Genomic DNA, 22,803 nt, shown 5'->3' with positions numbered 1-22,803 from the left:
TCAGCCGGTGACGAAGTTGTGCAGCCCGGGCACGTGCAGGGTCCCGCCGAACTGACCGGCCTGCTGCACCTTGACGTTGGTGAAGTAGATCAGCGGGATGTTCAGCGGCGGCGGGTGCTCCGGGTCGAACGTGATGGGGATCAGCCCGAGCAGGTTGCCGGAGATGCTCTCCGTGTACATCACGGTGTCGCCGTCGCGGATCGTGGACGTCGAGCCCTTGGCCGCCTGCACGTGGTAGGTCTTGCCGGACTGCTTGTCCTTGACCGTCTGGTGCAGGTCGCCGATGTCGGTGCCGTCGGAGATGACGTACTTCAGCACCTTCTTGACGGTGCCGTTGGCGGTCCGCACCTCCACGATGCCCTGGTAGTCGGCGCCCTTCAGCGTCAGCGAGCTGGCGTTGAGGAACCACGGGTCGTCGGGCAGCGGCACCTTGTTGTCGACGCCGCCCTCGGCGTCGGTGGCGGCCGGGCAGTCGTCGGGGTCCGTGGTGGCACTCGGGGAGGGGCTGGGCGAGGCGGTGGCCTCCTTGGCCTTCTCCGCCGCCTCCTCGGCCGCCTTCTCGACGGCCTTGGTGGCGTCCTCCACCGTCTTGCCGGTGTCCTTCACCGTCTCGGACGCCTTGCCGGTGGTGTCCTTGACGGTGTCCTCGACCGTGCCGGTGGCCTTCTCGGTCGTGTCCTCCGCGTCGCCGGAGGCGTCCTCGGCCGGCTTCTCGGTGCTCTCCGACGCCGAGGCCGACGGGGTCGGGCCGGGGCTCGCCCCGTCCTTGTTCCCGCCGTCGAAGATGCCGCCGATCGCGTCGCCGATGTCCTCCAGCACGTTGCCGCCGCTCTCGGACGGCGAGGGGGACGGAGTGGCGGCCGCGTCGTCGCCGCCCGTGGCGGGCGTGCTCGGGGACGGGGCCGGCTTCGGCTCGGTCTTGTCGTCGGAACCTGAATCCGACGAAGAGGAACCGCCGTCGTTCGCGTCCGTGCCGCCCGAGGGGGACGGCTCCGGGGTCGTGTCGTCCTGCTCGTCCGTCGCGCCGTCGCTCGCCGAGGGGGACGGCGTGGGCGAGGCGGACTCCTCGCCCTTGGAGTCCTTGTCGGAGTCCTCCAGGGCCGCCACACAGTCCTTGTACTCGTCGGCCGTCAGGCTCTTCGACGTCGGGGCCGCCGGGGTGTCGCTGTCGGCGATGGCGAGCGTCGACGTGAAGCCCATGCCCATGAGCACCGCCGTCGGCATCGCCGCCATGGCTATCGCCTTGCCGGTCGGCCTGCTGAACCTGGTGAACAGCGGCTTCTTGGGTGCCGCGTGGCGCGGCCCGGTTCTCACACGGGACGCCCCCACATCAGCCCCGTGGGTCACCTCGTCAGCCGGCACTGTGCCTCCCGTTCGCCCCGTTGGCCGGGTTCGTTCCTGACAGATCGTTCGGCTCGTCCACCCCGTCCACGGGCCGCAGCACCGTGGTGTCGTGGTCGGTGGCCTCGGGAGTCCCGCCCGTGCCGGTGCTGGCCATGGCGACGGGCTGACCCGCGGGCGGTGCGCCCGGCGCCCAGGCCACGGCCATCGCCCCGCCCACGAGGGCGAGGAGGAAGCCGATGAGGAAGCCGCCGAGGTTGGACACGGGGATGGACACCAGCGCCAGCAGGATCGCCGCGACTCCCGCGAAGACGCGGACGTGCTTCTGGAACCAGAGGCTGACGCCCAGTACGACGAGCAGCACGCCGATGATCAGGGACCCGGCACCCGCGGTGGTCGCCATCGCCAGCGTCAGGTGACCGATCTGGAGGTTCGCGTACGGGAAGTAGGCGATGGGCAGTCCACTGAGGAGGACCAACAGCCCGGCCCAGAACGGCCGCTCACCCCGCCAGGCGCGGAACTGCTGCCTCCGGACGGTGAACTGGCCGGTGGCGGCAGGAGTCTCGGCGCTCATGGAAAAACAGCTCCCTGGTACAGCGTTGCTGTGGTGGTGATGTGGGCCCCGCGTGAAGGCGCGGCCGGAAGGTGGACGGGCGGGGGCGCCACCGGCTCCCCCGCCCGTCATCGAGTGCTTAGTAGCACTCCTTGACACCCGTCGACAGCGACATCTTCAGGCCGCTGAGCTTGAAGGTTCCGGCGGTGGTCGCCCACGCCGTCTGCTTCACGTCGGACAGGATCGCCCGGTCGGCCTGCTGGGCGAAGCCGTACGGGTTCGCCGTCTCGCCCTTCCTCATGGCCGGACCCTTGCTGGCGTCCTTGGCGGCCACACCGATGTCGATGTTCTCGAACGTCGCGTCGGCGCTGAGGTCGGCGACGTCGATGTAGAGGTTCTGGGCCTCGACCGGCTTCGCACCCTGACCCGCACGCAGGATCAGGCTGACGTTCCCGAGCACCGGAATGTTCGGGGTGACGACCGACTGGCACAGGTTCTTGATCGTCGCCGTCTTGAACGACGAGACCGCGACCGGGTGGACGGCCTTCTTGCCGTCCATCGTGTAACCCTCGTCGAGGGCGCCGTACTGCGAGAAGCCCTCTCCGACGAGCTGGTCGGTCGTGACCTTGAACGACTGCCCGGAGACACTGAACGACGCGGCGAGAGCGCCCTGCGCGAGGGCGACACCTATCGCAGCCGTGGCGGCGACGCTGGGCACCATGACCACAGCGAACCGCTTCCATCTGGTCCCGCCACGCACCTGGGACTCCATATTTCCTCCTTCTCGGACGTACATCTCCTGTCCTGGCTCGCCCCGATTGGCGGCACAGCCGGGCAGGGATGGGAGAAGTGCTACGTCCTCGGGAAGGAGAGCGCCTGCACTCGGCGGCGCAACTGCGCCCGAATCACCGGCGATCACCCCCGAGCGACAACCACTGGTCGCGCCTGACACGCATCACGCACAACCCTGCTGGACAGGCTTCGCCGGATGAGCGAAGACCCCCCTGTCCAAGAGCCGGCGCCACTGCCGCCGGCTCTGCTCGGTGGGGACCCAGGACGTCCCGCGACCCAACCGGCTGCCGGGGTACGGGATTGGACCGAGCGTGGCCGATCGTGGTGCATTCTCGCCGCCCGCACAAGGGGGTTCGTTACTCGCTAGTAACGGCCGGATAACCGAACAACGACCCATCGGTCTCGGTCGGCGACACAGGGTGGTGTCGAACGGCAGTACAAAGCTGTTGATCGATGGACAGAATCCGACAGATCTACGCCTGCGACTTACTCGTAGTAACAGCGGCCGCGATTACCAAGTTTTGGTAAAACGCGGCCGCAGTGACCCTCTGTCGGCAAACTTTTCACGCGGGCACCACATGCCCGCGCGTTTAACGACTGGTCAGAACAGGGCGCGCGCCAGAGCCCTGCGCGCTGCGATCACGCGGGGGTCGTCGGGCCCGACGACCTCGAACAGCTCCAGCAGCCGCATCCGGACGGCGTCCCGGTCGTCACCCACCGTGCGCGACACGGTCTCGATGAGCCGGCCGAAGGCGTCCTCGACATGGCCGCCCACCAGATCCAGGTCGGCGGCGGCGATCTGCGCCTGCACATCGGCCGGCTTGTCGGCCGCGTCCCGGCGCACCTGCTGCGGGTCGACACCCTGCACCCGCTGGAGCAACTCGGCCTGGGCGAGGCCCAGTTTGGCCTCCTCGTTGCCCGGGTCCTCGTTCAGTACGTTCTTGTACGCCTGGACGGCGCCGGACAGGTCGCCCGAGTCCAGCGCCTGCACGGCGGCCTCGAGGAGCCCGTCGTGCGGACCGGCCGGCCGCTCGGGAGCCGCCGGGGTGCCGCCCGGGTCGGCCTCGGGGTCGACGGTGAGACCGGTCAGGCCGAAGCGCTGCTCGCCGACCTGCACCAGCTGGTCCAGGGTCTGCCGGATCTGCTCCTCGCCCGCCGCCCCCTGGAAGAGCGGCAGCGCCTGCCCCGCGACGACCGCGAACACCGCGGGGATTCCCTGGATGCCGAACTGCTGCATCAGCATCTGGTTGGCGTCGACGTCGATCTTGGCGAGCAGGAAGCGGCCGTTGTACTCGACGGCCAGCCGCTCCAGGACCGGGCTGAGCTGCTTGCAGGGCTCACACCACTCGGCCCAGAAGTCGATGACGACGGGCACCTCGGCGGAACGCTGCAGGACGTCCTGCTCGAACCCCGCCTCATCGACGTCGATGACGAGATCGGTCGGGGAGATCGCCCCCGTCCCGCCCTCCCGGGCGGACTGCGCGCGCGCCTGCTCCGCCTTCGCCTTGGCCTCCTGGGCCGCCTTCACCGCGGCGAGGTCGACGACTCCGCTCATGGACATGTTCCGTGGCTGCATGCGCCTATCCTCCCCCGTACTGCGCGCGCGTGTGAAAAACGGTGTGAAAGCCAGGCCGTTCCGGTGCCTTTCGGCGCCGGGTCCCCACCCCACGCCGGTGTGCTGAGGCCCGTGTACGTCCAGCACGGGCTTTCGCTACGAGTCGTAGCGTAATGCCACAGCGGAGTTCCGGGACACCACCCCCCGGTGATCTCCCTCACGGCCGCACGGGAACCGCCGGTTTATGGTCGGAAGATGCAGAGCCGCAGCCCAGCCAGCCGCACCGGGCGCCCGCGCAGCGCCGCGGCGGACGCCGCGATCCTGGCCGCGACACGCGAGGCTCTGGTGGAACTGGGCTGGTCCAAGCTCACCCTGGCAGACGTCGCGACCCGCGCCGGGGTTGCGAAAACGACGATCTATCGCCGCTGGCCGGGCAAGAACGAACTGGTCGTCGACGCGGTCGCGGAACTCTTCGACGAGCTGGAGCTCCCCGACCGCGGCTCCCTGGCCGCCGACATCGAGGGGGTCGTCCTCCAGTTCGCCACGATCCTGGCGCTGCCGGAGGCGAGAAGCGGCCTGATGGCGGTCGTGGCGGAAGCCACCCGCGACGAGGCCCTGCGGGAACGCATCCGGGCCTCGGTCGTCGACCGCCAGAAGCGCCTGGTCCTGGAGGGCCGCGCCCGGGCCCAGGCCCGGGGCGAACTCCCTCCGGAACCGGACCCCGCCGCGTCCGCCCGCACCGTCGACCTGATCTTCGACATGGTGGCGGGAGCGGTGGTCCACCGCACCCTGGTCAGCGCGGAACCCGCGGACGAGGAATGGGTCCGCGGCTTCACCAGGGTGCTGCTGCACGGGCTGGGCGGCCAGGGCACCTAGGGTGTGGCCGCAGAGTCCCGCCTGCCCCGCGACGCCCGGCACGCCCCAGGTCAGTCAGAACCCTGGGGGTTCGGTGTACACCCCCCACTCGTCCCGCAGGACCCCGCAGATCTCGCCGAGCGTCGCCTCCGCCCGCACCGCGTCCAGCATGGGCTCGATCATGTTCCCGCCGTCCCGGGCCGCGGAGAGCATGCCCTCCAGCGCCGCTCGGACCCGCGCGTCGTCCCGCCCGGCCTTCCGCCCGCCGAGCGCCCGGACCTGCTCACGCTCCACCTCGTGGCTGACCCGCAGGATCTCCAGATCCCCGGTCACCGACCCGGTGTGCACATTCACCCCGACGACCTTCTTGTCGCCCTTCTCCAGCGACTGCTGGTACCGGAACGCCGACTCGGCGATCTCCCCGGTGAACCAGCCGTCCTCGATCCCGCGCAGGATCCCGGAGGTGATCGGGCCGATGGGGTGCTTCCCGTCGGGGTGTGCCCGCAGCCCGCGCTCCTTGATCTGCTCGAAGATCTTCTCCGCGTCCGCCTCGATCCGGTCGGTCAGCTGCTCGACGTACCAGGAGCCGCCCAGCGGGTCGGCCACGTTGGCGACGCCGGTCTCCTCCATCAGCACCTGCTGCGTGCGCAGCGCGATCTCCGCGGCCTGCTCGCTCGGCAGGGCGAGGGTCTCGTCGAGCGCGTTGGTGTGCAGCGAGTTCGTCCCGCCGAGCACGGCCGCCAGGGCCTCCACGGCCGTGCGGACGACGTTGTTGTACGGCTGCTGCGCGGTGAGGGAGACGCCCGCGGTCTGGGTGTGGAAGCGCAGCCACTGCGCCTTCTCGGACCGGGCGCCGTAGACGTCGCGCATCCAGCGGGCCCAGATCCGCCGCGCCGCGCGGAACTTGGCGATCTCCTCGAAGAAGTCGACGTGCGCGTCGAAGAAGAAGGACAGGCCGGGGGCGAAGACGTCCACGTCCAGCCCGCGCGAGAGACCCAGCTCGACGTACCCGAAACCGTCCGCCAACGTGTACGCCAGCTCCTGCGCGGCCGTCGACCCGGCCTCGCGGATGTGGTAGCCGGAGACGGACAGCGGCTTGTACGCGGGGATGCCGGCCGCGCAGTACTCCATGAGGTCGCCGATGAGCCGCAGATGCGGTTCGGGCTGGAAGAGCCACTCCTTCTGGGCGATGTACTCCTTGAAGATGTCCGTCTGGAGCGTGCCGTTCAGGACGGACGGGTCGACGCCCTGCCGTTCGGCGGCGACCAGGTACATGCAGAAGACGGGGACGGCCGGGCCGCTGATGGTCATCGACGTCGTGACGTCACCCAGCGGGATGTCCTTGAACAGCACCTCCATGTCGGCCGCGGAGTCGATGGCGACGCCGCAGTGCCCGACCTCGCCCAGCGAGCGGGGGTCGTCGGAGTCGCGGCCCATGAGCGTCGGCATGTCGAAGGCGACCGAGAGCCCGCCTCCGCCGTTGCGGAGGATCATCTTGTAGCGCTCGTTGGTCTGCTCGGCGTTGCCGAAGCCGGCGAACTGCCGGATGGTCCACGTCCGCCCTCGGTAGCCGGTCGCGTACAGGCCGCGGGTGAAGGGGTACTCCCCCGGCCAGCCGATCCGCTCGAACCCGTCGTAGGTGTCACCGGGCCGCGGCCCGTACACCGGCTCCACGGGGTCGCCGGAGAGCGTGGTGAAGTCGGCCTCGCGCTTGCGCGCGGCGTCGTACCGGGCCTGCCAGCGGCGGCGGCCCTCCTCGGTGGCGTCAGCGTCCATACCCTCGAATTTACTTGGACGTCCTAGTAAATGTCGATGGCTGAGGGGAGTGACCTGGCGAACGGGTGAGGACGACCGCCGCACGCACGCGTGCGGCGGCGGGGCGCCGAAGCGCGCCTACGCCTTGGCGGGCGCGGGCGAGTCCTCCGCGAGCCGGGACTCCAGCTCGTGGCTGATCTTGCGCTCCACGAAGAACGCGGCCGTCGGAACGGTCCCGGCGAGCAGCACCCAGATCTGCTTGCCCACCGGCCACTTCGCCTTGGAGCCCAGGTCGAAGGCGAAGATCAGGTACACGACGTACAGCCAGCCGTGCGCGATGCTGACGACGCGCGTGAAGTCGGCCGCGCCGTTCAGGTCGAGCACATACTTGCCGATCATGCCGAAGGTCAGCAGGACCAGCAGCACGCCGGTGACGTAGGCCATCACGCGATAGCGGGTCAGCACGCTCTTTTTCATGCGGTCGAGCGTAACGACCCGTTCCGGCGGATCTTGCCCCGGGTCACTCCTCCTCGAAGTCGCCCGCCGAGACGCGCAGCGGCCGCAGCATCGCGAAGATCTCCGCGCACTCCTCCGCGTCGTACACCCCGAGCCCGAAGTCCATCGCCATCAGGTCGCGGGTGGCCGACTCGACGACCTCGCGGCCCTTGTCGGTGATGCTGGCGAGGGTGCCGCGGCCGTCGTTCGGGTTGGGCCGCTTGCCGACCAGACCCGACCTCACCAGCCGGTCCACGGTGTTCGTCACGGACGTGGGGTGCACCATGAGGCGCTCGCCGATCTTGGACATCGGCAGCTCGCCGGACTTGGAGAAGGTGAGCAGCACCAGCGCCTCATAGCGCGCGAACGTCAGCCCGTACGGCCTGACCACCGCGTCGACCTCGGCGAGGAGGATCTGCTGGGCGCGCATGATCGAGGTGATCGCGGCCATGGACGGCACGTTTCCCCAGCGCTGCTTCCAGCGTTCGTCGGCGCGCGCGATCGGATCGAAGGAGAGACTGAGCGGCTTCGGCACGAACCCGACCTTACCGGCCGGTCACATGGTGGTCAGCCCTGTCTCGCCCTTCGGGCGCGCGGCATCGGTTCCGGTACGAGGGCGCGGCGAGGCCATGTCCTTTCCATGGCGTTTCACTCCAATGTGTAACGATTGGCGTCCCCTTTGTCACGGCACGTCACCTTCCCCAGGGAGCGGCATGACCCGGCTGATCCACGCCCTCGCGGCCCTCGCGGTGCTCGGTCTCGCCGCGGGCTGCTCGTCCGGCACCGACACGGCGTCCGACGTCGACGCCAGGGAGGCCGGCTACGCGGCCGGCTCCTCCCCCTTCTGGGTCGACCCCGAGAGCCCCGCGGCCCGGCAGGCACGGCTCTGGCAGCGGCAGGGCCGCGGGCAGGACGCCGAGCTGATCCGGCGGATCGCCGACCAGCCGGTCGCGCTGTGGCCGGCGGGCGAGATCGACCCGGCGCCGATGGTGAATGCGGCGGCCTCGGCGGCGAGCCGGGAGGGGAAGACCGCGGTCTTCGTCGCGTACAACATCCCGCACCGGGACTGCGGCCAGCACTCGGCGGGCGGGGCGGCGGACGGGAACGCCTACCGGGAGTGGATCGGGAAGTTCGCCGACGCCCTCGGCGAGGCCGAGGCCCTGGTCGTCCTGGAGCCCGACGCGGTCGCGCACGTCGTGGACGGCTGCACCCCCGGCGAGTACCACGCCGAGCGCGAGCAGCTGCTCGGCGAGGCGATCGCCCGGCTCAAGCAGCAGCCGAACACCAAGGTGTACCTGGACGCGGGCAACGCGGACTGGATCCGTGAGTCGGCCAAGCTGGTGGAGCCGCTGAAGCGGGCCGGGATCGAGCAGGCCGACGGCTTCGCGCTCAACGTCTCCAACTTCCAGACGACCGAGGTGACCACCACGTACGGCGTGCGGCTGGCCGAGGCCCTCGGCGGCAGGCACTTCGTGGTCGACACCAGCCGCAACGGCAACGGGCCCCTGCCCGGCGTGTGGTGCAACCCGCCGGGCCGGGCGCTCGGCACCCCGCCGACGACCGGCACCGGTGAACCCGTCGTGGACGCCTTCCTGTGGGTCAAGCGGCCCGGGGAGTCGGACGGGACCTGCGAGGGCGGCCCGGCCGCCGGGCGCTGGTGGCCGGAGTACGCCCTGGAGCTGGCCCGCAACGCCAAGGGCTGAGCCGGGCCCCGCTCACTCCACGTGCACCCACTTGGCCCGTGAGGGCGTGCCCTCGGCGTCCGAGACGAACAGCATGTACCAGCCGGGCGGCATCAGCGCCGGGTCGCGCGGCACCTCGAACGTCACCGCGTCGCCCTTCCTGGTGATGTCCAGCGCGATGGAGCGCTGCTCGACGTCGGTCGTGTGCGTGACCGCGCTGGGCCGCATCAGCCGGGCCTGGGCCACCCGCTCCGGGTGGTCCGTACGGAACGTGATGCGGTGGTCGTCGTCCAGTGTCCGCGGCCCGTCCTTCAGCGCGGGGCGGTTGCGGGCGTTCTTGTGCAGCGAGGGCGGGGTGAAGACCTCCATGCGCTGCTCGAAGTGGCCCAGCTTGGTGTTCTGCTGGTCGTCGAAGAGCGGGTCGGAGCCGAACGTGGCGACCCGGCCGTCGGGCAGCAGCAGTGCCTCGGAGTGGTAGTTGCGGCCCACCTCTGGCGAGGCGGCCTCCCGGAAGGCGTTGCTCTTCGGGTCGTAGAACTGGGCCTTGAGGATGTTGCTGGCGCTGCGGCCGCGGTAGTCCCTGGAGCCGTTGGACGTGAACACGGTGTCGTCCGGCATGATCACGCTGTTCAGGTAGCGCGTGCCCTGCGGCAGGTCGGGGCCGTCCTCGAAGGCCGGGTTGTCCTTCTTCAGGTCCACGACGGCGGTGCGCGAGGTGGCCTTCTTCGACTCGCCGACGCCGCCCCCGCCGAGGATCATCACCTTCTGGTCCTGCGCCGGGGGCAGCAGCACCGAGGCCGAGGTCTCCGTCTGGTCGAGGTCGGTGAGGCCCGGCACCTTCTCGAACGTGTTCGTCTCCAGGTCCCACAGCCCCGGCTCGCGCCCCTGGTCGGCGGGCCCGTAGCCGGCGTTGGAGGCCGGGTAGAACAGCTTGCCGCCCTTGGTGAGGAACAGTGCCGGGTACGTCGGGAAGTACCGCTTGGGTCCCGGTGACCACTTCTTGGTCTCCGGGTCGTAGATCTCGTTGTCGCCCGGGTCGATCATCCCGACGTCGTCGAGGCCGGACACCGCGAGGACCCGGCCGTCGTCGAGGCCCACGAGCGTCGGGTACCAGCGGGCCTTGCGCATGGGGTCGACGGGGACGTACTTCTCGGCCTTCGGGTCGAACTCGTAGGCGGCGCGGATGCCCTGGAAGTCCTGCTTGTCGAGGGTGATCTTCTCCGACAGGCCGTAGGTGTTCTCGGCGGCCTTGCCCTTCAGGCCGACGACCTCGTACTGCGCCCGCTTCTCGGTGGCCGACAGCGGGCCCTTGTCCACGGCCTCCACGAAGACACGGGCCTCGGCGGCGGTGACCTTGGTCTTCCAGGGCTGCATCACGCCACGGCTGTTGTACGTGACCTTGAAGCTGCGCTTGGCCTTGGGGACGGTGACGTCGAACCGGGTGACGTACTCGACGCCGGCCGGGGAGCGGAAGCGGGTGCCCTTCTTCAGGAACACCGCCTTGTCCGGGTTCTCGTTCTTCACGCGCATGCCGCCGCCGGCCCGGGTCACCTCGCCGTCGAGGAGTTCGTAGCGGGCGGTGCCGCCGGCCACCAGCAGGCGGCCGTCGGGGAGCTGCGCGTGGCCGGCGCAGAAGAAGTCCTCCGGGGTGGGGATCTTCTTGAACGTGTTCTTCTCCGGGTCCCACAGGACGGTGTCGAACTCGCCCTTGTCGAACTTGCGCTGCTCGTTGCCCGACCCGGCGACGATCAGCACCTTGCCGGTGTGCAGCAGGGCCGCGTGGATGGCGTTGGTGCGGTACTCCTCGGGGATGTCGAGCCGGCTCCAGGAGCCGTACTTCGCCTTGTACTCGGGCTGGGCGATCTCGTACGCGTGGTACTGCTCGGAGACGAAGTCCAGTGCGGCCGGGGCGTTGAGGCTTGCCAGGACCGCGATGCCGCCGATGCCCAGGACGGTCTTCTTGGTCTTCTGCGAGGGCTGGTACGCCATGGCCTAGTTGCCTCCTGTCGTGGTGCCGGAGACCGGGGCCGCCGCCGGGGACGCGGTGGCGAGCGCCGGGGCGGGCTCCTTGCTTTCGGGCACGCGCGCGTGCGTGGGCGCGGGCGACTGCGCGGGCTGCGGCCGGTGCTCGCGCTGCTCGCGCAGCAGCGTGGCGGCCCACACCCCGACCGGCGCCAGGGAGATCGCCATGGCGAGGACGGCCCAGGTGCGCATCGCCGCGTGCGTGTGGTCCAGGGCGGCCGACGCGGCCAGGGACGTGGCCAGCAGGGCCGCCCAGAAGAGGTGGATGCGGAAGGTGGCGGGCCGGTCGGGGCTGGCGTCGCCGCCCTTGGGCGTGACGACGAAACGGCTGGGGCGGCACAGCAGGGCCTCACCCAGGGACTTGAGGTAGATCGGCGCCGACAGGGCCGACATCGCCATGCCGGCCAGGCCGCCCGAGCCCTCCGGTTCGTGCGGGGAGACGTTGTGCCGGCGGTTCCACAGATACAGGCCGATCTGGAGCGCGGCCGCGTCGCTGTAGAGCATCATCCACACCGACGCGGAGACCTGGGTGCCGGAGGCGCCGAACCAGAGGAAGAGGAAGCAGCTGAGGATGCCCAGCAGCCAGTTGACGGCCGTCATCGGGTAGTAGACGAGCATGAGGGTGTAGGACAGCAGGCGGCCCGGCGGCATGCTGAAGGGCGCCTTCCAGTACTGCCGGAGAAGCGTCTCGTAGGTGCCGCGCGACCAGCGCATCTGCTGGGTGAAGAAGTCGGTCCAGGAGGCGGGGCCCTCACCGACGGCGAGCACGTCCGGGGTGTAGACGGAGCACCAGTGGCGGCCCGTCGCCGGATTGCGGTGCCGGTGGATCTCGAAGCCCGTGGCCATGTCCTCGGTGATGGAGTCGTACAGGCCGCCGATCTGCTTGACGGCGGTGATGCGTACGACGTTGTTGGTGCCGACGAACATGGGGGCGCGGTAGCGGTTGCCGGCGCGCTGGATCAGGGCGTGGAAGAGGAACTGCTGGGACTCGGCCGCCTTGGTGACGGGGTTGTGGTAGTTGCCGTACACCTGCGGTCCCACGACGAAGGCCACGTCCGGGTCGCGGAAGTAGCCCAGCATCCGCTCCAGGAAGTCCGGGTGCGGGACGTGGTCGGTGTCGACGGACGCGAAGAAGTCGTACGCGTCGCCGTGCATCGCGACCCAGGCGTTGTAGTTGCCGTGCTTGGTGCGGGCCTTGTGGGCGCCCTTGGAGCGGTTCCACTCCGGGACACCGAGCCGCGTGAAGTGCCGCACGCCGAGTTCCGCGCACAGGATCCTGGCCCGGTCGTCGTCGCCCTCGTCGAGGAGCCAGACGTCGAGGGGGCCGGTGTGGTGGATGCGGACGGCTCCCTCCAAAGTCGCGCGGACCATGGAGAGGGGCTCCTTGCCGGGCACGTACGTGGTGAGGAAGGCGACGCGGGTGCCGGCTTCGGGGACGACGGGGACGGGGTCGCGGGCGACCATCGTGGCGTGCGCGACGGAGGCGACGTTGACGAGCATGAAGAGTTCGATGAGCCCGATGGAGATCAGCATGGTGACGTCGAGCCCGATGAGCCAGCGTTCGGCGCCCTCGCGTTCCACCCAGTGGGTGGGCCAGACGAGGTAGGCCAGCAGGGCACCCGTCAGCAGCGGGGCGAGGCTCATCAGGAGGACGGCTCGTATTCGGCGGGGCTCGCGGGAGAGGAGCGAGGCGTACTGGACCCGGTACGCCGCACCGGACGGCTTCGTGAGCGGTCCGGCGAGTCGGCTGTGGGAGTCGTAGTCGTAGCCCTCCGGCCGCACAGCGCCCTCCAGAAGATCGACGTGATCGAAGCGCGACACCCCGATACCCATACGAAAGTGGATCTTTGGGGCGGTGTCGAACTGGGGGCGTCCAGGCGGGTGGGGGCACGGGGGCGCTGTGACGGCGGGCCCCGACGGCGAGAACCCCGGCCTGACCGGGCCGGGGTTCTCGTCGTCACCGCTGCTCTCGGCGCCTACTCGGCGAGGTGCCGCTCCACGGTCTCCACCTTGGACGTGAGGCCGTCCGTCACGCCGGGGCGGATGTCCGCCTTGAGGACGAGGGAGACCCGGGGCGCCCGCCGCTCGACGGCGGCGACCGCGCGCCGGACGACGTCCATGACCTCGTCCCACTCCCCTTCGACGGAGGTGAACATGGCGTCGGTGCGGTTCGGCAGCCCCGACTCCCGCACCACCCGCACGGCATCGGCGACGTACTCCCCCACGTCCTCGCCGACGCCGAGCGGCGTCACGGAAAAGGCGACGATCACGCGCCCACCACGCCATCCTGGCGGGCCCGGGAGGCGATGACCGCGTCTTCGGCCTCACGCCGCAGCCTGCGCTCGGCGAAGAACCCGCCGGTGGGCAGCACCGAGAGGACGAAGTACAGCGCGGCGGTCTTCAGCGACCACTTCGTCCGGTTCCACGCGTCGGCCCAGAAGATCACGTACAGGACGAACAGCACCCCGTGCACCATGCCCATCACCGGCACGGCGTTGAAGTCCGTGGTCCGCTTCAGCACGGAACAGACCAGCAGGAGAAGGAAGGAGATCGCCTCGGGGGCCGAGACCAGGCGGAGGCGGCGGATGGCGGTGGCGGTCTTGATGTCCACGGGTCACCTTCGGTGGGAGAGACGCGGCGGTCTGGACGAGCTGAACGGCTTGTACGGGTCCGACGGTTTGTGAACGCACGCACAAGCGTCCCGCCCATTGTGGCAAACCGCCACGGGCTCCGGCGCCCAGGGGTGCGGTCAGGGTCGTTCTCCACCCACGGGCCCTGTCCGTGGGGCCCGGCCTGCGGCTACCTTCCAGTCGTGGCGATGTTCCGACTTCAGAGCAGCAAGGTGCTCGCCGTCGACATGACCGGGGATGCCGTGAAGGCGAAGAACGGCTCGATGGTCGCGTACGACGGGGAGATGGCCTTCAAGAAGCTCAGCGGTGGCGGCGAGGGCATCCGGGGCATGGTGACCCGGCGGCTGACCGGTGAGCAGATGACGTTGATGGAGGTGAAGGGGCGCGGGACCTGCTGGTTCGCGGACCGGGCCTCCGAGATCAACCTGGTTGGCATCCAGGGCGACAAGCTCTACGTCGAGTCGAGCAACCTGCTCGCGACCGACGGCGGGCTGCGCACGGGGACGGAGTTCACCGGCCTGCGGGGTGCCTCGCAGGGCAACGGACTGTTCACGACGACCGTCGAGGGCCACGGCCAGGCGGCGATCATGTCGGACGGCCCGGCGGTGGTGCTGCGGGTGAGCGCGCAGTACCCGCTGACCGTCGACCCGGGGGCGTACGTGGCGCACCAGGGCAACCTGCGGCAGTCCTTCCAGTCCGGTGTGACGTTCCGCACCCTGCTCGGGGAGGGCGGCGGTGAGGCCTTCCAGATGCGGTTCGAGGGGGACGGTCTGGTGTACGTGCAGCCGAGCGAGCGGAACACGATCGCGGGAGACGTGTGAGATGGCCTTCCGGGAGATCAACGCGAAGATGGTCGAGGCGACGGTCGCGCCGGGTCAGAAGCTGTTCAGTCAGCGCGGCGCGATGCTCGCCTACCAGGGCGAGGTGTCGTTCACGCCCAACACGGCGGGCGGCCAGGGCGGGATCATGTCGATGATCGGCCGCCGGGTCGCCGACGAGGACACGCCCCTGATGACCGTCGAGGGCAGCGGCACGGTCCTCTTCGGGCACGGCGGGCACCACATCCAGGTGATCCGGCTGACCGGCGACACGCTGTACGTGGAGGCGGACCGCCTCCTGGCCTTCGAGGGCTCGCTCCAGCAGGGCACGATGTTCCTGGGCTCGCAGGGCGGCGTCATGGGCATGGTGCGGGGCCAGGTCAGCGGCCAGGGACTGTTCACGACGACGCTGAAGGGGCACGGGGCCGTCGCGGTCATGGCCCACGGCGGGGTCATCGAGATCCCGATCACCCCGCAGCGGCCGGTCCACGTGGACCCGCAGGCCTACGTCGCCCACCACGGTGACGTCCGCAACAAGCTGTCCACGGCCCTCGGCTGGCGGGACATGGTGGGCCGCGGCTCGGGTGAGGCCTTCCAGCTGGAGCTCAGCGGCAGCGGTGCGGTGTACGTCCAGGCGTCGGAGGAGAAGCTGTGAGCACCTACGGAACCCCGGGCGCCGGCCCCGTGGTCTTCGACCCGGCGACGCTGCCGCCCGACGACAACGTCAACGCGTACACCTTCTGCGTGGAGCTCAAGGGGAGCCAGTGGTTCCTGCAGAAGGGGAAGATGATCGCCTACTACGGCTCGATCGACTTCAACGGCGTCGGACACGGCCGGCTGGACCGTCTCGTCCGCACGTCCTTCCATTCGCCACTGCACGCGAGCGACTGGGTCGTGGCGGAGGGCTCGGGCAAGATGCTCCTCGCCGACCGGGCCTTCGACGTGAATTCGTACGATCTCGAAGACGGCAACCTGACCATTCGCTCGGGCAACTTGCTCGCTTTTCAGCCAACTCTGGCACTGAAGCAATCAATTGTGCCGGGTTTTCTGACCCTCATCGGAACCGGAAAGTTCGTGGCCGCGTCGAACGGGCCGGTGGTGTTCATGGAACCCCCGATCCGGGTCGACCCCCAGGCCCTGGTCGGCTGGGCCGACTGCCCCTCCCCCTGCCACCACTACGACCACGGGTACATGACCGGCGTCATGGGCGGTCTACGTGCGCTGACGGGCCTCGGCGGGGCCTCCGGCGAGGAGCACCAGTTCGAGTTCGCCGGCGCCGGGACGGTACTGCTCCAGTCGTCCGAGACCCTGATGGCCGAGCAGGCCACGGGGGCCGTTCCGCACCAGGCCGGAGTGCCCGGTGGCGGGGCGCACAGCCCCCAGGCAGGGCAGTCCGGCGTACCGCGTCTTCCCGGACAGCTGGGGGACCTCCAGCGTCGCTTCGGGCTGTGAGCGGTAGTCTGCGGAGTGTGACATCGAACGCCTGCGCACTGTTGTTCGCCAGACGTGCGTCGTCACACGCCACCCCTCACTAGTTCGCCTTTCAACCTTTTAGGTAGACTTCATTCATGGAGACCGAGACGGCCACCCGCTGGCTGACCGATGCGGAGCAGTGCGCCTGGCGCACCCACCTGGAGGTCAACAGGCTGTTGACGTACCAGCTCGAGAAGGACCTGCAGCCGTTCGGCCTGACAATGAACGACTACGAGATCCTGGTGAATCTCTCCGAGTCCGAGGGCCAGAGGATGCGGATGAGCGACCTCGCCTCCGCCACCCTCCAGTCCAAGAGCCGCCTCTCGCACCAGATCACGCGCATGGAGAACGCGAACCTGGTCCGGCGGGAGAACTGCGAGTCGGACCGCCGGGGGCTCTACGCGGTCCTCACCGACCACGGCATGGCGACGATGCAGAAGGTCGCGCCCCACCATGTGGCGTCCGTGCGCAGGCACTTCATCGACCTGCTGTCCCCCGAGGCCCTGACGGAGCTCGACAAGGGCCTCAAGCCCATCGCGGAGCACCTGCGCGGACAGCGCGGGCGCCCGTAACCGCCCCCTAGGCGAGCGGCAGGCGGAGTTCGAACAGGGCTCCGCCTGCGGGCCCCCGTCCGGCCCTGAGCGTGCCACCGTGCCGGACGGCGACGTCCCGGGCGATGGCGAGACCCAGCCCGGCTCCGCCGTCGTCGCGGCTGCGGGCGGCGTCCAGCCGGACGAACCGCTCGAAGATCCGCTCCCGGTCGTCCTCGGGCACCCCGTCACCGTCGTCCGCCACCCCGACCACGGCCCGGTCACCCTCGCGCCGCACGGTCACAGTGACGGCCGACCGGGCATGCCGCTGGGCGTTGTCGAGCAGATTGGCGAGCACCCGCCCCAACTGCCCCCGCGATCCGGCCACCTCCACCGGCTCCGCCTCCACGGTGACACCCGCCCGCCCCTCGGCCTCCTCCCGGGCGAGCCCGGCGAGGTCGATCTTCGCGTCGTTCGGCCGCTCCCCCGCGTCCAGCCGGGCGAGCAGCAGCAGATCGGCCGCCAGCCGCTGCAGCCGGACGGTGTCCGCCACGGCCCCGTCCAGGTCCAGCAGCTCGGGGTGCGCGGCGGCCACCTCCAGCTGCGTCCGCAGCGAGGCGATCGGGCTGCGCAGCTCGTGGGAGGCGTCGGCGACGAACCGCCGCTGCCGCTCCACGGACGTCTCCAGCGCCGCGAGCGTCTCGTTGGTGGTGCTGGCGAGCCGGGCGATCTCGTCGTGCGTGTCCGGCTCCGGCACGCGCCGCGCGAGGTCCTCGGAGTGGGTGATCGCGGCCATCTCGCGCCTGATCCCCTCCACGGGCCGCAGGGCCCGCCGGGTGACCAGCCAGGTCACACCCGCGACGACACCGAGCAGCAGCGGGAAACCGATCAGCATCACTGTCAGCGCGGTCCGCACGGCCCCGTGCTCGGCGGCCAGCGGGGAACCGGCGTAGACCGTCAGGTGCCCCCGGTCGTGGGTCTCCACCTCGACGGCGGCGAAGCGGTAGTCCTCCGCGTCGCCGTCGATCGTCGCGGACCCGTTGCTGAAGACGCTCTCCCCGGAGATCTCACCGGCTTCGAGGGTCTCGCCCGCGTCCTCGGAGTCGTCATCGTCGTCGCCGGAAAGCGTCGCCGCCGGCTGCGGCTTCACCTTCCCACTGTCCGTCCCGCTGATCCGCTCCAGGTCCTCGCTGGCCGCGACCAGCCGCTCGTGCTCGTCCAGGACCTGCACCGGCCCGTCGTCGCCGTCCAGCCCCGAGAGCTTGTCGTACGGCGTTCCGGCGGCGAGCTCGGAGGCGACCGCCCGCGCGGAGCGCTCCGCCTGCGTACCGGCCTCGCCGATCAGATTGGACCGCAGGGACAGCAGCACGGCGGCCCCTGCGGCGACGAGCGCCACCGCGACCACGAGTGTCGCTCCCAGTGTGGCCCGCGCCCGGACGGATCCGAACAGCCGGCTCATCGTGACGTCTCCAGCCGGTAGCCGGCCCCGCGCACGGTCCGGATCAGCCCCGCCCGCAGCTTCCGCCGCAGCGTGCTGACGTACACCTCGACGATGTTCGGATCACCGTCGTACGCGAAGTCCCAGACGTGCTCCAGGATCTCGGACTTGGACACCACCTCGCCGGCCCGCAGCACGAGGTGCTCCAGCACGGAGAACTCCTTGGCGGTGAGGGCGACTTCGTCCTCGCCCAGAAACACCCGCCGGGCCGCGGTGTCCACCTTCAGGTCCCCGTGCACATGCACCGGCGAGGCTCCCGCGCCCTGCCCGCGCCGCCGCAGCAGCGCCTTGACCCGGGCGACGAGCACGACATACGAGAACGGCTTGGTCAGATAGTCGTCCGCACCGGTGTCGAGCCCCTCGGCCTCGTCGTACTCGCCGTCCTTGGCGGTCAGCATCAGGATCGGCACGTCGTGCCCGGCGGCGCGCAGGGCGGCGCAGACCCGGTAGCCGTTGAGGCCGGGCAGCATGATGTCCAGGATGACCAGGTCGTACGTGCCCTCCGAGGCCTGGTGCAGCCCCTCCCGTCCGTCGTGGACGACGTCCACGGCGTAACCCTCGGCCGTCAGGCCCCTGGCGAGCGACAGGGCCAGCCGCTTCTCGTCCTCCACGATCAACAGGCGCATGCGTAAAGAGTCGCAAAGGGAACCTGAAGATCCCTTCAGGGGCCTTCAGGTTCCTCTCAGCCTCCGTCAGCCAGAGTCGAAGACGTCGAAAACAAAACGACTCAGGAGGAATACGCATGAAGCGCAACATCGTGATCGCCGCTGTGACCGCCGCCGCTCTGATCGGAGGCGGTACGGCCACGGCTCTCGCGACCACGGGAGGCGACGAGGGCTCGGCGCGGCAGGCGGCGAACACGAGGCTGTCGGACGACGACGGCCGCGCCGACCAGGACGACCGCGACGACCGCGACGACGACGCCGCTCAGGTCTCTTCCTCCGATGTCACCGCGCCCGAGGCCATCGCCTCCGCGCTGAAGCACACGTCGGGCACGGTCGTGTCCGCCGAACTGGACGACGAGGACGACAGCGACAAGGTGGTCTGGAAGGTCGACGTCCTGTCGGGCGACAACACCTGGCACAGCGTGAGCGTCGACCCGTCCAACGGCAAGGTCCTCGGTGCGCACACCGACGACGAGGACGACACGGCGCAGGTGCGGACCGCTCTGAAGGGTTCGTCGGTGACGGCCGAGGAGGCCGCGAAGGCTGCCGCCGGCAAGGGCGTGGTGACGTCCGTCGGCCTGGACGAGGACGGCAAGGACAAGTCCTGGGAGGCCGAGACGCGGAAGTCCGGCGGCGCCGAGCAGGACTGGAAGGTCGACCTGGCCACGGCCAAGGTGACAGCGGACCGCGACGACGACCAGGACGACGACCAGGACTGATCGCAGCCCCTTTCAACCGCCCCGACGTCCGTGCTGACGCCGGGGCGTCGCCCAGCCCGGCGCGCCGAGGTGCCGCTGCGCCCACCCGTGCCGCCCCCAGCGGCACGCATGCCCGCAGCTGGGGCGGAACGGGCGCCCGCGACTAGGGCGGGCAGGGCGACCCGCAACTGTGCGTCTGCGACGTCAGGTGGGACGCGCCCGCACCCGCCGTCGTACGCAAGGGGCCGTGTCGGGGGGTGTCCGCCCGCAGCTGGTTGGCGCGTCAACGGACAGTCAGTCGGCGTGAGACCCCATCGCGCCGTTCCGAGGACGGACACCCCCCGACACGGCCCCGACCCACCACCCGGCGATCAGGCGAAGCACGGCGCCGTCCCGAGGACGGACACCCCCCGGCACGTCCCTGACCCCCACCCGGCGCCAGGCGCAAGCGGCCTCAGCCCGGGCGGGGCCCCGCCCCACCACAACCCGGGCGCGGCCCCCGCCCCACCACCCGGCGTCAGACGAAGCAAGCGCCTCAGCCCTCCGTCAACCCCGCCACCAGCTCATCCGCCGCCCGGTAGGGATCCAGCTCGCCCGCGATGATCCGCTCCGCCAGCGCCCCGAGGCGGCGGTCCCCGTGCAGGTCCCCGATCCGCTCCCGCAGCGCCGTCACCGCGATCGTCTCGACCTCCCGCGACGCCCGGGACAGACGCCGCTCCGCGAGGACGCCCCGCTCCTCCATCCAGGCCCGGTGCTTCTCCAGGGCCTCGACGACCTCGTCGACGCCCTCCCCGCGCGCGGCGACCGTCTTCACGATCGGCGGACGCCAGTCGCCCGGCCCCCGGGACTCCCCGAGCCCCAGCATGTGGTTCAGCTCGCGAGCCGTTGCGTCCGCCCCGTCCCGGTCCGCCTTGTTCACGACGTAGACGTCACCGATCTCCAGGATCCCGGCCTTGGCCGCCTGGATCCCGTCGCCCATCCCCGGCGCCAGCAGCACCACGGACGTGTCCGCCTGCGAGGCGATCTCCACCTCGGACTGCCCCACACCCACCGTCTCGACCAGGATCACGTCACAGCCGGCGGCGTCCAGGACCCGGATCGCCTGCGGGGCCGACCAGGCCAGCCCGCCCAGATGCCCGCGCGTCGCCATCGACCGGATGTACACCCCCGGGTCGGACGCGTGCTCCGACATCCGCACCCGGTCCCCGAGCAGCGCACCGCCCGAGAACGGGGACGACGGGTCGACGGCGAGCACGCCGACCCGCTTGTCCTGCTTGCGGTACGCGGAGACCAGCGCCGAGGTCGACGTCGACTTGCCGACCCCGGGCGACCCGGTCAGCCCCACCACGTACGCCCCGCCCGTCAGCGGCGCGAGCGCCGCCATGACTTCCCGCAGCTGCGGGGACGCCCCCTCCACCAGGGAGATCAGCCGGGCCACGGCCCGTGGCCGCCCCTCCCTGGCCTGGGCCACCAGCGTGGAGACGTCCTGCATCACAGCTCCGTTCAGATAAGGGACGTACCGGAACTCAGGCCTTGGGCACGCGCACGATCAGCGCGTCGCCCTGCCCGCCGCCACCGCACAGCGCGGCCGCACCCACGCCACCGCCGCGCCGCTTCAGCTCCAGCGCGAGATGCAGCACGAGCCGCGCACCGGACATCCCGATCGGGTGACCCAGGGCAATGGCGCCACCGTTGACATTCACCTTTTCGGTGGACACCCCGAGGTCCTTCATCGACTGCACGCCCACGGCCGCGAACGCCTCGTTGATCTCGATGAGGTCGAGGTCCGAGACCTCCAGGCCCTCCTTCTTCAGCGCGTGCAGGATCGCGTTGGACGGCTGGGACTGGAGCGAGTTGTCCGGCCCGGCCACGTTCCCGTGCGCCCCGATCTCGGCGATCCACTCCAGGCCGAGCTCCTGCGCCTTGGCCTTGCTCATCACCACGACGGCGGCGGCACCGTCGGAGATCTGCGAGGCGGAACCGGCCGTGATGGTGCCGTCCTTGGCGAAGGCGGGACGCAGCTTGCCCAGGGACTCGGCGGTGGTGTCACCACGGATCCCCTCGTCCTTGCTGAACAGCACCGGGTCGCCCTTGCGCTGAGGGATCTCGACGGGCGTGATCTCGGCCTCGAACAGGCCGTTCTTCTGGGCGGCGGCGGCCCGCTGGTGCGACAGCGCGGCGATCTCGTCCTGCTCGGGCCGCGCGATGCCGAGGCGGGTGTTGTGCTTCTCCGTCGACTCGCCCATGGCGACGCCGTCGAAGGAGTCGGTCAGACCGTCGTGGGCCATGGAGTCGAGCATCTCGATGGCGCCGTACTTGAAGCCCTCACGGGACTTCGGCAGCAGGTGCGGGGCGTTGGTCATGGACTCCTGACCACCGGCGACGATCACGTCGAACTCACCCGCGCGGATGAGCTGGTCGGCGAGCGCGATGGCGTCGAGGCCCGACAGACACACCTTGTTGATGGTCAGCGCCGGCACGTTCATCGGGATGCCGCCCTTGACCGCGGCCTGGCGGGCCGGGATCTGTCCCGCTCCCCCCTGGAGCACCTGCCCCATGATCACGTACTGCACCTGGTCGCCGCCGATCCCCGCACGGTCGAGGGCGGCCTTGATCGCGAAGCCGCCGAGGTCGGCTCCGGAGAAGGACTTCAGCGATCCGAGCAACCGCCCCATGGGCGTACGCGCCCCCGAGACGATCACCGAGCTGGTCGTAGCAGAAGACATGAGCTGCGATCCCCTTACCGGCTGCACAGCCGAGGAGTGAACGAGGGTTTACTTCGAATGTACTGACCGGTACTCCACCCCGTCATCGGGCTGTCGGTGTGATCGCGCGCACGTTGCGTAACCACCTTCGGAGCGCTGCACTGAATCCATGCTGACGCGAATCGACCACATCGGAATCGCCTGTTTCGACCTCGACAAGACCGTCGAGTTCTACCGTGCCACCTACGGCTTCGAGGTGTTCCACTCCGAGGTCAACGAGGAGCAGGGTGTGCGCGAGGCCATGCTCAAGATCAACGATACGTCCGACGGCGGCGCCTCGTACCTGCAGCTCCTGGAGCCCACCCGTGAGGACTCCGCCGTCGCGAAGTGGCTCGCGAAGAACGGGGAGGGCGTCCACCACATCGCTTTCGGTACGGCGGATGTCGACGGGGACGCCGACGAGATCAAGGGCAAGGGCGTACGCGTGCTGTACGAAGAGCCGCGACGCGGTTCCATGGGGTCACGGATCACCTTCCTGCACCCCAAGGACTGTCATGGCGTACTGACAGAACTGGTCACTTCGGCGCCTGTTGAGTCACCTGAGCACTGACCCTCGTACATAGGGGCCGGTAGGGTTGGGGGCGGTCGCCGCTCAGTCCAGGGTGACCGCGGTCCCGCCGTGTGACGGCAGGACCACCGGGGTCCGGGTTTCGGGGGACGAGCGTCGGGGCAGCAG

23 protein-coding genes are annotated in these 22,803 nt (G+C 70.1%); 8 read left to right on the top strand and 15 right to left on the bottom strand.

Annotated features, from left to right (window positions below; genetic code table 11):
* The 4 genes from CEB94_RS27900 to CEB94_RS27885 form a co-directional block, all read right to left on the bottom strand.
* Complete coding sequence (locus CEB94_RS27900) at positions 1 to 1,362, bottom strand: hypothetical protein (RefSeq protein WP_175434799.1); 1,362 nt, start codon at positions 1,360 to 1,362, stop codon at positions 1 to 3.
* On the bottom strand, positions 1,352 to 1,915 hold the full coding sequence (locus CEB94_RS27895) for a DUF6114 domain-containing protein (protein WP_175434798.1): 564 nt from the start codon (positions 1,913 to 1,915) through the stop codon (positions 1,352 to 1,354). The genes CEB94_RS27900 and CEB94_RS27895 overlap by 11 nt, the downstream gene beginning before the upstream one ends.
* 118 nt (positions 1,916 to 2,033) lie before the next feature.
* Positions 2,034 to 2,666 (bottom strand): DUF6230 family protein, encoded by a 633-nt coding sequence (locus tag CEB94_RS27890; protein ID WP_175434797.1) that lies wholly within the window; start codon positions 2,664 to 2,666, stop codon positions 2,034 to 2,036.
* A gap of 621 nt (positions 2,667 to 3,287) precedes the next feature.
* Positions 3,288 to 4,262 (bottom strand): tetratricopeptide repeat protein, encoded by a 975-nt coding sequence (locus CEB94_RS27885; RefSeq protein ID WP_175434796.1) that lies wholly within the window; start codon positions 4,260 to 4,262, stop codon positions 3,288 to 3,290.
* A gap of 234 nt (positions 4,263 to 4,496) precedes the next feature.
* On the opposite strand from CEB94_RS27885, the gene CEB94_RS27880 reads away from it, so the two are divergent.
* Positions 4,497 to 5,117, top strand: a complete 621-nt coding sequence (locus tag CEB94_RS27880; protein ID WP_175434795.1) for a TetR/AcrR family transcriptional regulator — start codon at positions 4,497 to 4,499, stop codon at positions 5,115 to 5,117.
* Positions 5,118 to 5,171: 54 nt separating this feature from the next.
* Here the strand turns inward: CEB94_RS27880 and icmA are convergent, their stop codons facing one another.
* From icmA to CEB94_RS27865, 3 genes are all read right to left on the bottom strand, one after another.
* Complete coding sequence (gene icmA, locus CEB94_RS27875; protein ID WP_175434794.1) at positions 5,172 to 6,872, bottom strand: coenzyme B12-dependent isobutyryl-CoA mutase large subunit; 1,701 nt, start codon at positions 6,870 to 6,872, stop codon at positions 5,172 to 5,174.
* Positions 6,873 to 6,989: 117 nt separating this feature from the next.
* On the bottom strand, positions 6,990 to 7,328 hold the full coding sequence (locus tag CEB94_RS27870) for a DUF3817 domain-containing protein (RefSeq protein ID WP_175434793.1): 339 nt from the start codon (positions 7,326 to 7,328) through the stop codon (positions 6,990 to 6,992).
* A 43-nt stretch (positions 7,329 to 7,371) separates the two neighbouring features.
* Positions 7,372 to 7,881, bottom strand: coding sequence for a MarR family winged helix-turn-helix transcriptional regulator (locus tag CEB94_RS27865; protein WP_031140777.1), 510 nt, complete (start codon positions 7,879 to 7,881; stop codon positions 7,372 to 7,374).
* Between the two features lie 178 nt (positions 7,882 to 8,059).
* Between CEB94_RS27865 and CEB94_RS27860 the strand changes: the two genes are divergently transcribed.
* Positions 8,060 to 9,049 (top strand): glycoside hydrolase family 6 protein, encoded by a 990-nt coding sequence (locus CEB94_RS27860; protein WP_175434792.1) that lies wholly within the window; start codon positions 8,060 to 8,062, stop codon positions 9,047 to 9,049.
* Between the two features lie 12 nt (positions 9,050 to 9,061).
* Here CEB94_RS27860 and glxA read toward each other — a convergent pair whose 3' ends face one another.
* The 4 genes from glxA to CEB94_RS27840 all read right to left on the bottom strand — a co-directional run bounded on the left by glxA (position 9,062) and on the right by CEB94_RS27840 (position 13,661).
* Positions 9,062 to 11,017, bottom strand: coding sequence for a radical copper oxidase GlxA (gene glxA / locus CEB94_RS27855; RefSeq protein ID WP_175434791.1), 1,956 nt, complete (start codon positions 11,015 to 11,017; stop codon positions 9,062 to 9,064).
* Positions 11,018 to 11,020: 3 nt separating this feature from the next.
* Positions 11,021 to 12,832, bottom strand: a complete 1,812-nt coding sequence (locus CEB94_RS27850) for a glycosyltransferase family 2 protein (RefSeq protein WP_175437190.1) — start codon at positions 12,830 to 12,832, stop codon at positions 11,021 to 11,023.
* Between the two features lie 194 nt (positions 12,833 to 13,026).
* Complete coding sequence (locus CEB94_RS27845; protein ID WP_030854324.1) at positions 13,027 to 13,320, bottom strand: MTH1187 family thiamine-binding protein; 294 nt, start codon at positions 13,318 to 13,320, stop codon at positions 13,027 to 13,029.
* The gene (locus CEB94_RS27840) at positions 13,317 to 13,661 is read right to left on the bottom strand and encodes a DUF3817 domain-containing protein (RefSeq protein ID WP_175434790.1); all 345 of its coding nucleotides are present in this window, start codon (positions 13,659 to 13,661) and stop codon (positions 13,317 to 13,319) included. Before CEB94_RS27840 ends, CEB94_RS27845 begins: the two co-directional genes overlap by 4 nt.
* 207 nt (positions 13,662 to 13,868) lie before the next feature.
* On the opposite strand from CEB94_RS27840, the gene CEB94_RS27835 reads away from it, so the two are divergent.
* From CEB94_RS27835 to CEB94_RS27820, 4 genes are all read left to right on the top strand, one after another.
* Entirely contained in the window at positions 13,869 to 14,501 is a 633-nt protein-coding gene (locus tag CEB94_RS27835; protein WP_175434789.1) for an AIM24 family protein, read from the top strand.
* 1 nt (position 14,502) lies between these two features.
* Entirely contained in the window at positions 14,503 to 15,153 is a 651-nt protein-coding gene (locus CEB94_RS27830) for an AIM24 family protein (protein WP_175434788.1), read from the top strand.
* Positions 15,150 to 15,950, top strand: a complete 801-nt coding sequence (locus CEB94_RS27825) for an AIM24 family protein (RefSeq protein ID WP_175434787.1) — start codon at positions 15,150 to 15,152, stop codon at positions 15,948 to 15,950. The genes CEB94_RS27830 and CEB94_RS27825 overlap by 4 nt, the downstream gene beginning before the upstream one ends.
* A gap of 116 nt (positions 15,951 to 16,066) precedes the next feature.
* Complete coding sequence (locus tag CEB94_RS27820) at positions 16,067 to 16,543, top strand: MarR family winged helix-turn-helix transcriptional regulator (protein WP_175434786.1); 477 nt, start codon at positions 16,067 to 16,069, stop codon at positions 16,541 to 16,543.
* 7 nt (positions 16,544 to 16,550) lie between these two features.
* Here CEB94_RS27820 and CEB94_RS27815 read toward each other — a convergent pair whose 3' ends face one another.
* Positions 16,551 to 17,960, bottom strand: coding sequence for a sensor histidine kinase (locus CEB94_RS27815; protein WP_175434785.1), 1,410 nt, complete (start codon positions 17,958 to 17,960; stop codon positions 16,551 to 16,553).
* On the bottom strand, positions 17,957 to 18,625 hold the full coding sequence (locus CEB94_RS27810) for a response regulator transcription factor (RefSeq protein WP_175434784.1): 669 nt from the start codon (positions 18,623 to 18,625) through the stop codon (positions 17,957 to 17,959). The genes CEB94_RS27815 and CEB94_RS27810 overlap by 4 nt, the downstream gene beginning before the upstream one ends.
* Positions 18,626 to 18,741: 116 nt before the next feature.
* Between CEB94_RS27810 and CEB94_RS27805 the strand changes: the two genes are divergently transcribed.
* Positions 18,742 to 19,383 (top strand): PepSY domain-containing protein, encoded by a 642-nt coding sequence (locus CEB94_RS27805; RefSeq protein ID WP_175434783.1) that lies wholly within the window; start codon positions 18,742 to 18,744, stop codon positions 19,381 to 19,383.
* A gap of 514 nt (positions 19,384 to 19,897) precedes the next feature.
* Here the strand turns inward: CEB94_RS27805 and meaB are convergent.
* Positions 19,898 to 20,854, bottom strand: a complete 957-nt coding sequence (gene meaB, locus CEB94_RS27800; protein ID WP_030854298.1) for a methylmalonyl Co-A mutase-associated GTPase MeaB — start codon at positions 20,852 to 20,854, stop codon at positions 19,898 to 19,900.
* Positions 20,855 to 20,888: 34 nt separating this feature from the next.
* A complete protein-coding gene (locus CEB94_RS27795; protein WP_175434782.1) occupies positions 20,889 to 22,088 on the bottom strand; it encodes an acetyl-CoA C-acetyltransferase in 1,200 nt (399 codons plus the stop codon).
* A 148-nt stretch (positions 22,089 to 22,236) separates the two neighbouring features.
* Here CEB94_RS27795 and mce point away from each other — a divergent pair, with 148 nt between their 5' ends.
* Entirely contained in the window at positions 22,237 to 22,677 is a 441-nt protein-coding gene (gene mce, locus CEB94_RS27790; protein ID WP_175434781.1) for a methylmalonyl-CoA epimerase, read from the top strand.
* Positions 22,678 to 22,803 lie beyond the last annotated feature (126 nt).

The sequence above is a fragment of the Streptomyces hawaiiensis genome (assembly GCF_004803895.1).
In the GTDB taxonomy this organism is placed as follows: Bacteria; Actinomycetota; Actinomycetes; order Streptomycetales; family Streptomycetaceae; genus Streptomyces; species Streptomyces hawaiiensis.
The sequence above is the reverse complement of the archived record's forward strand: the minus strand, read 5'-3'. Positions and strand labels throughout refer to the sequence as shown.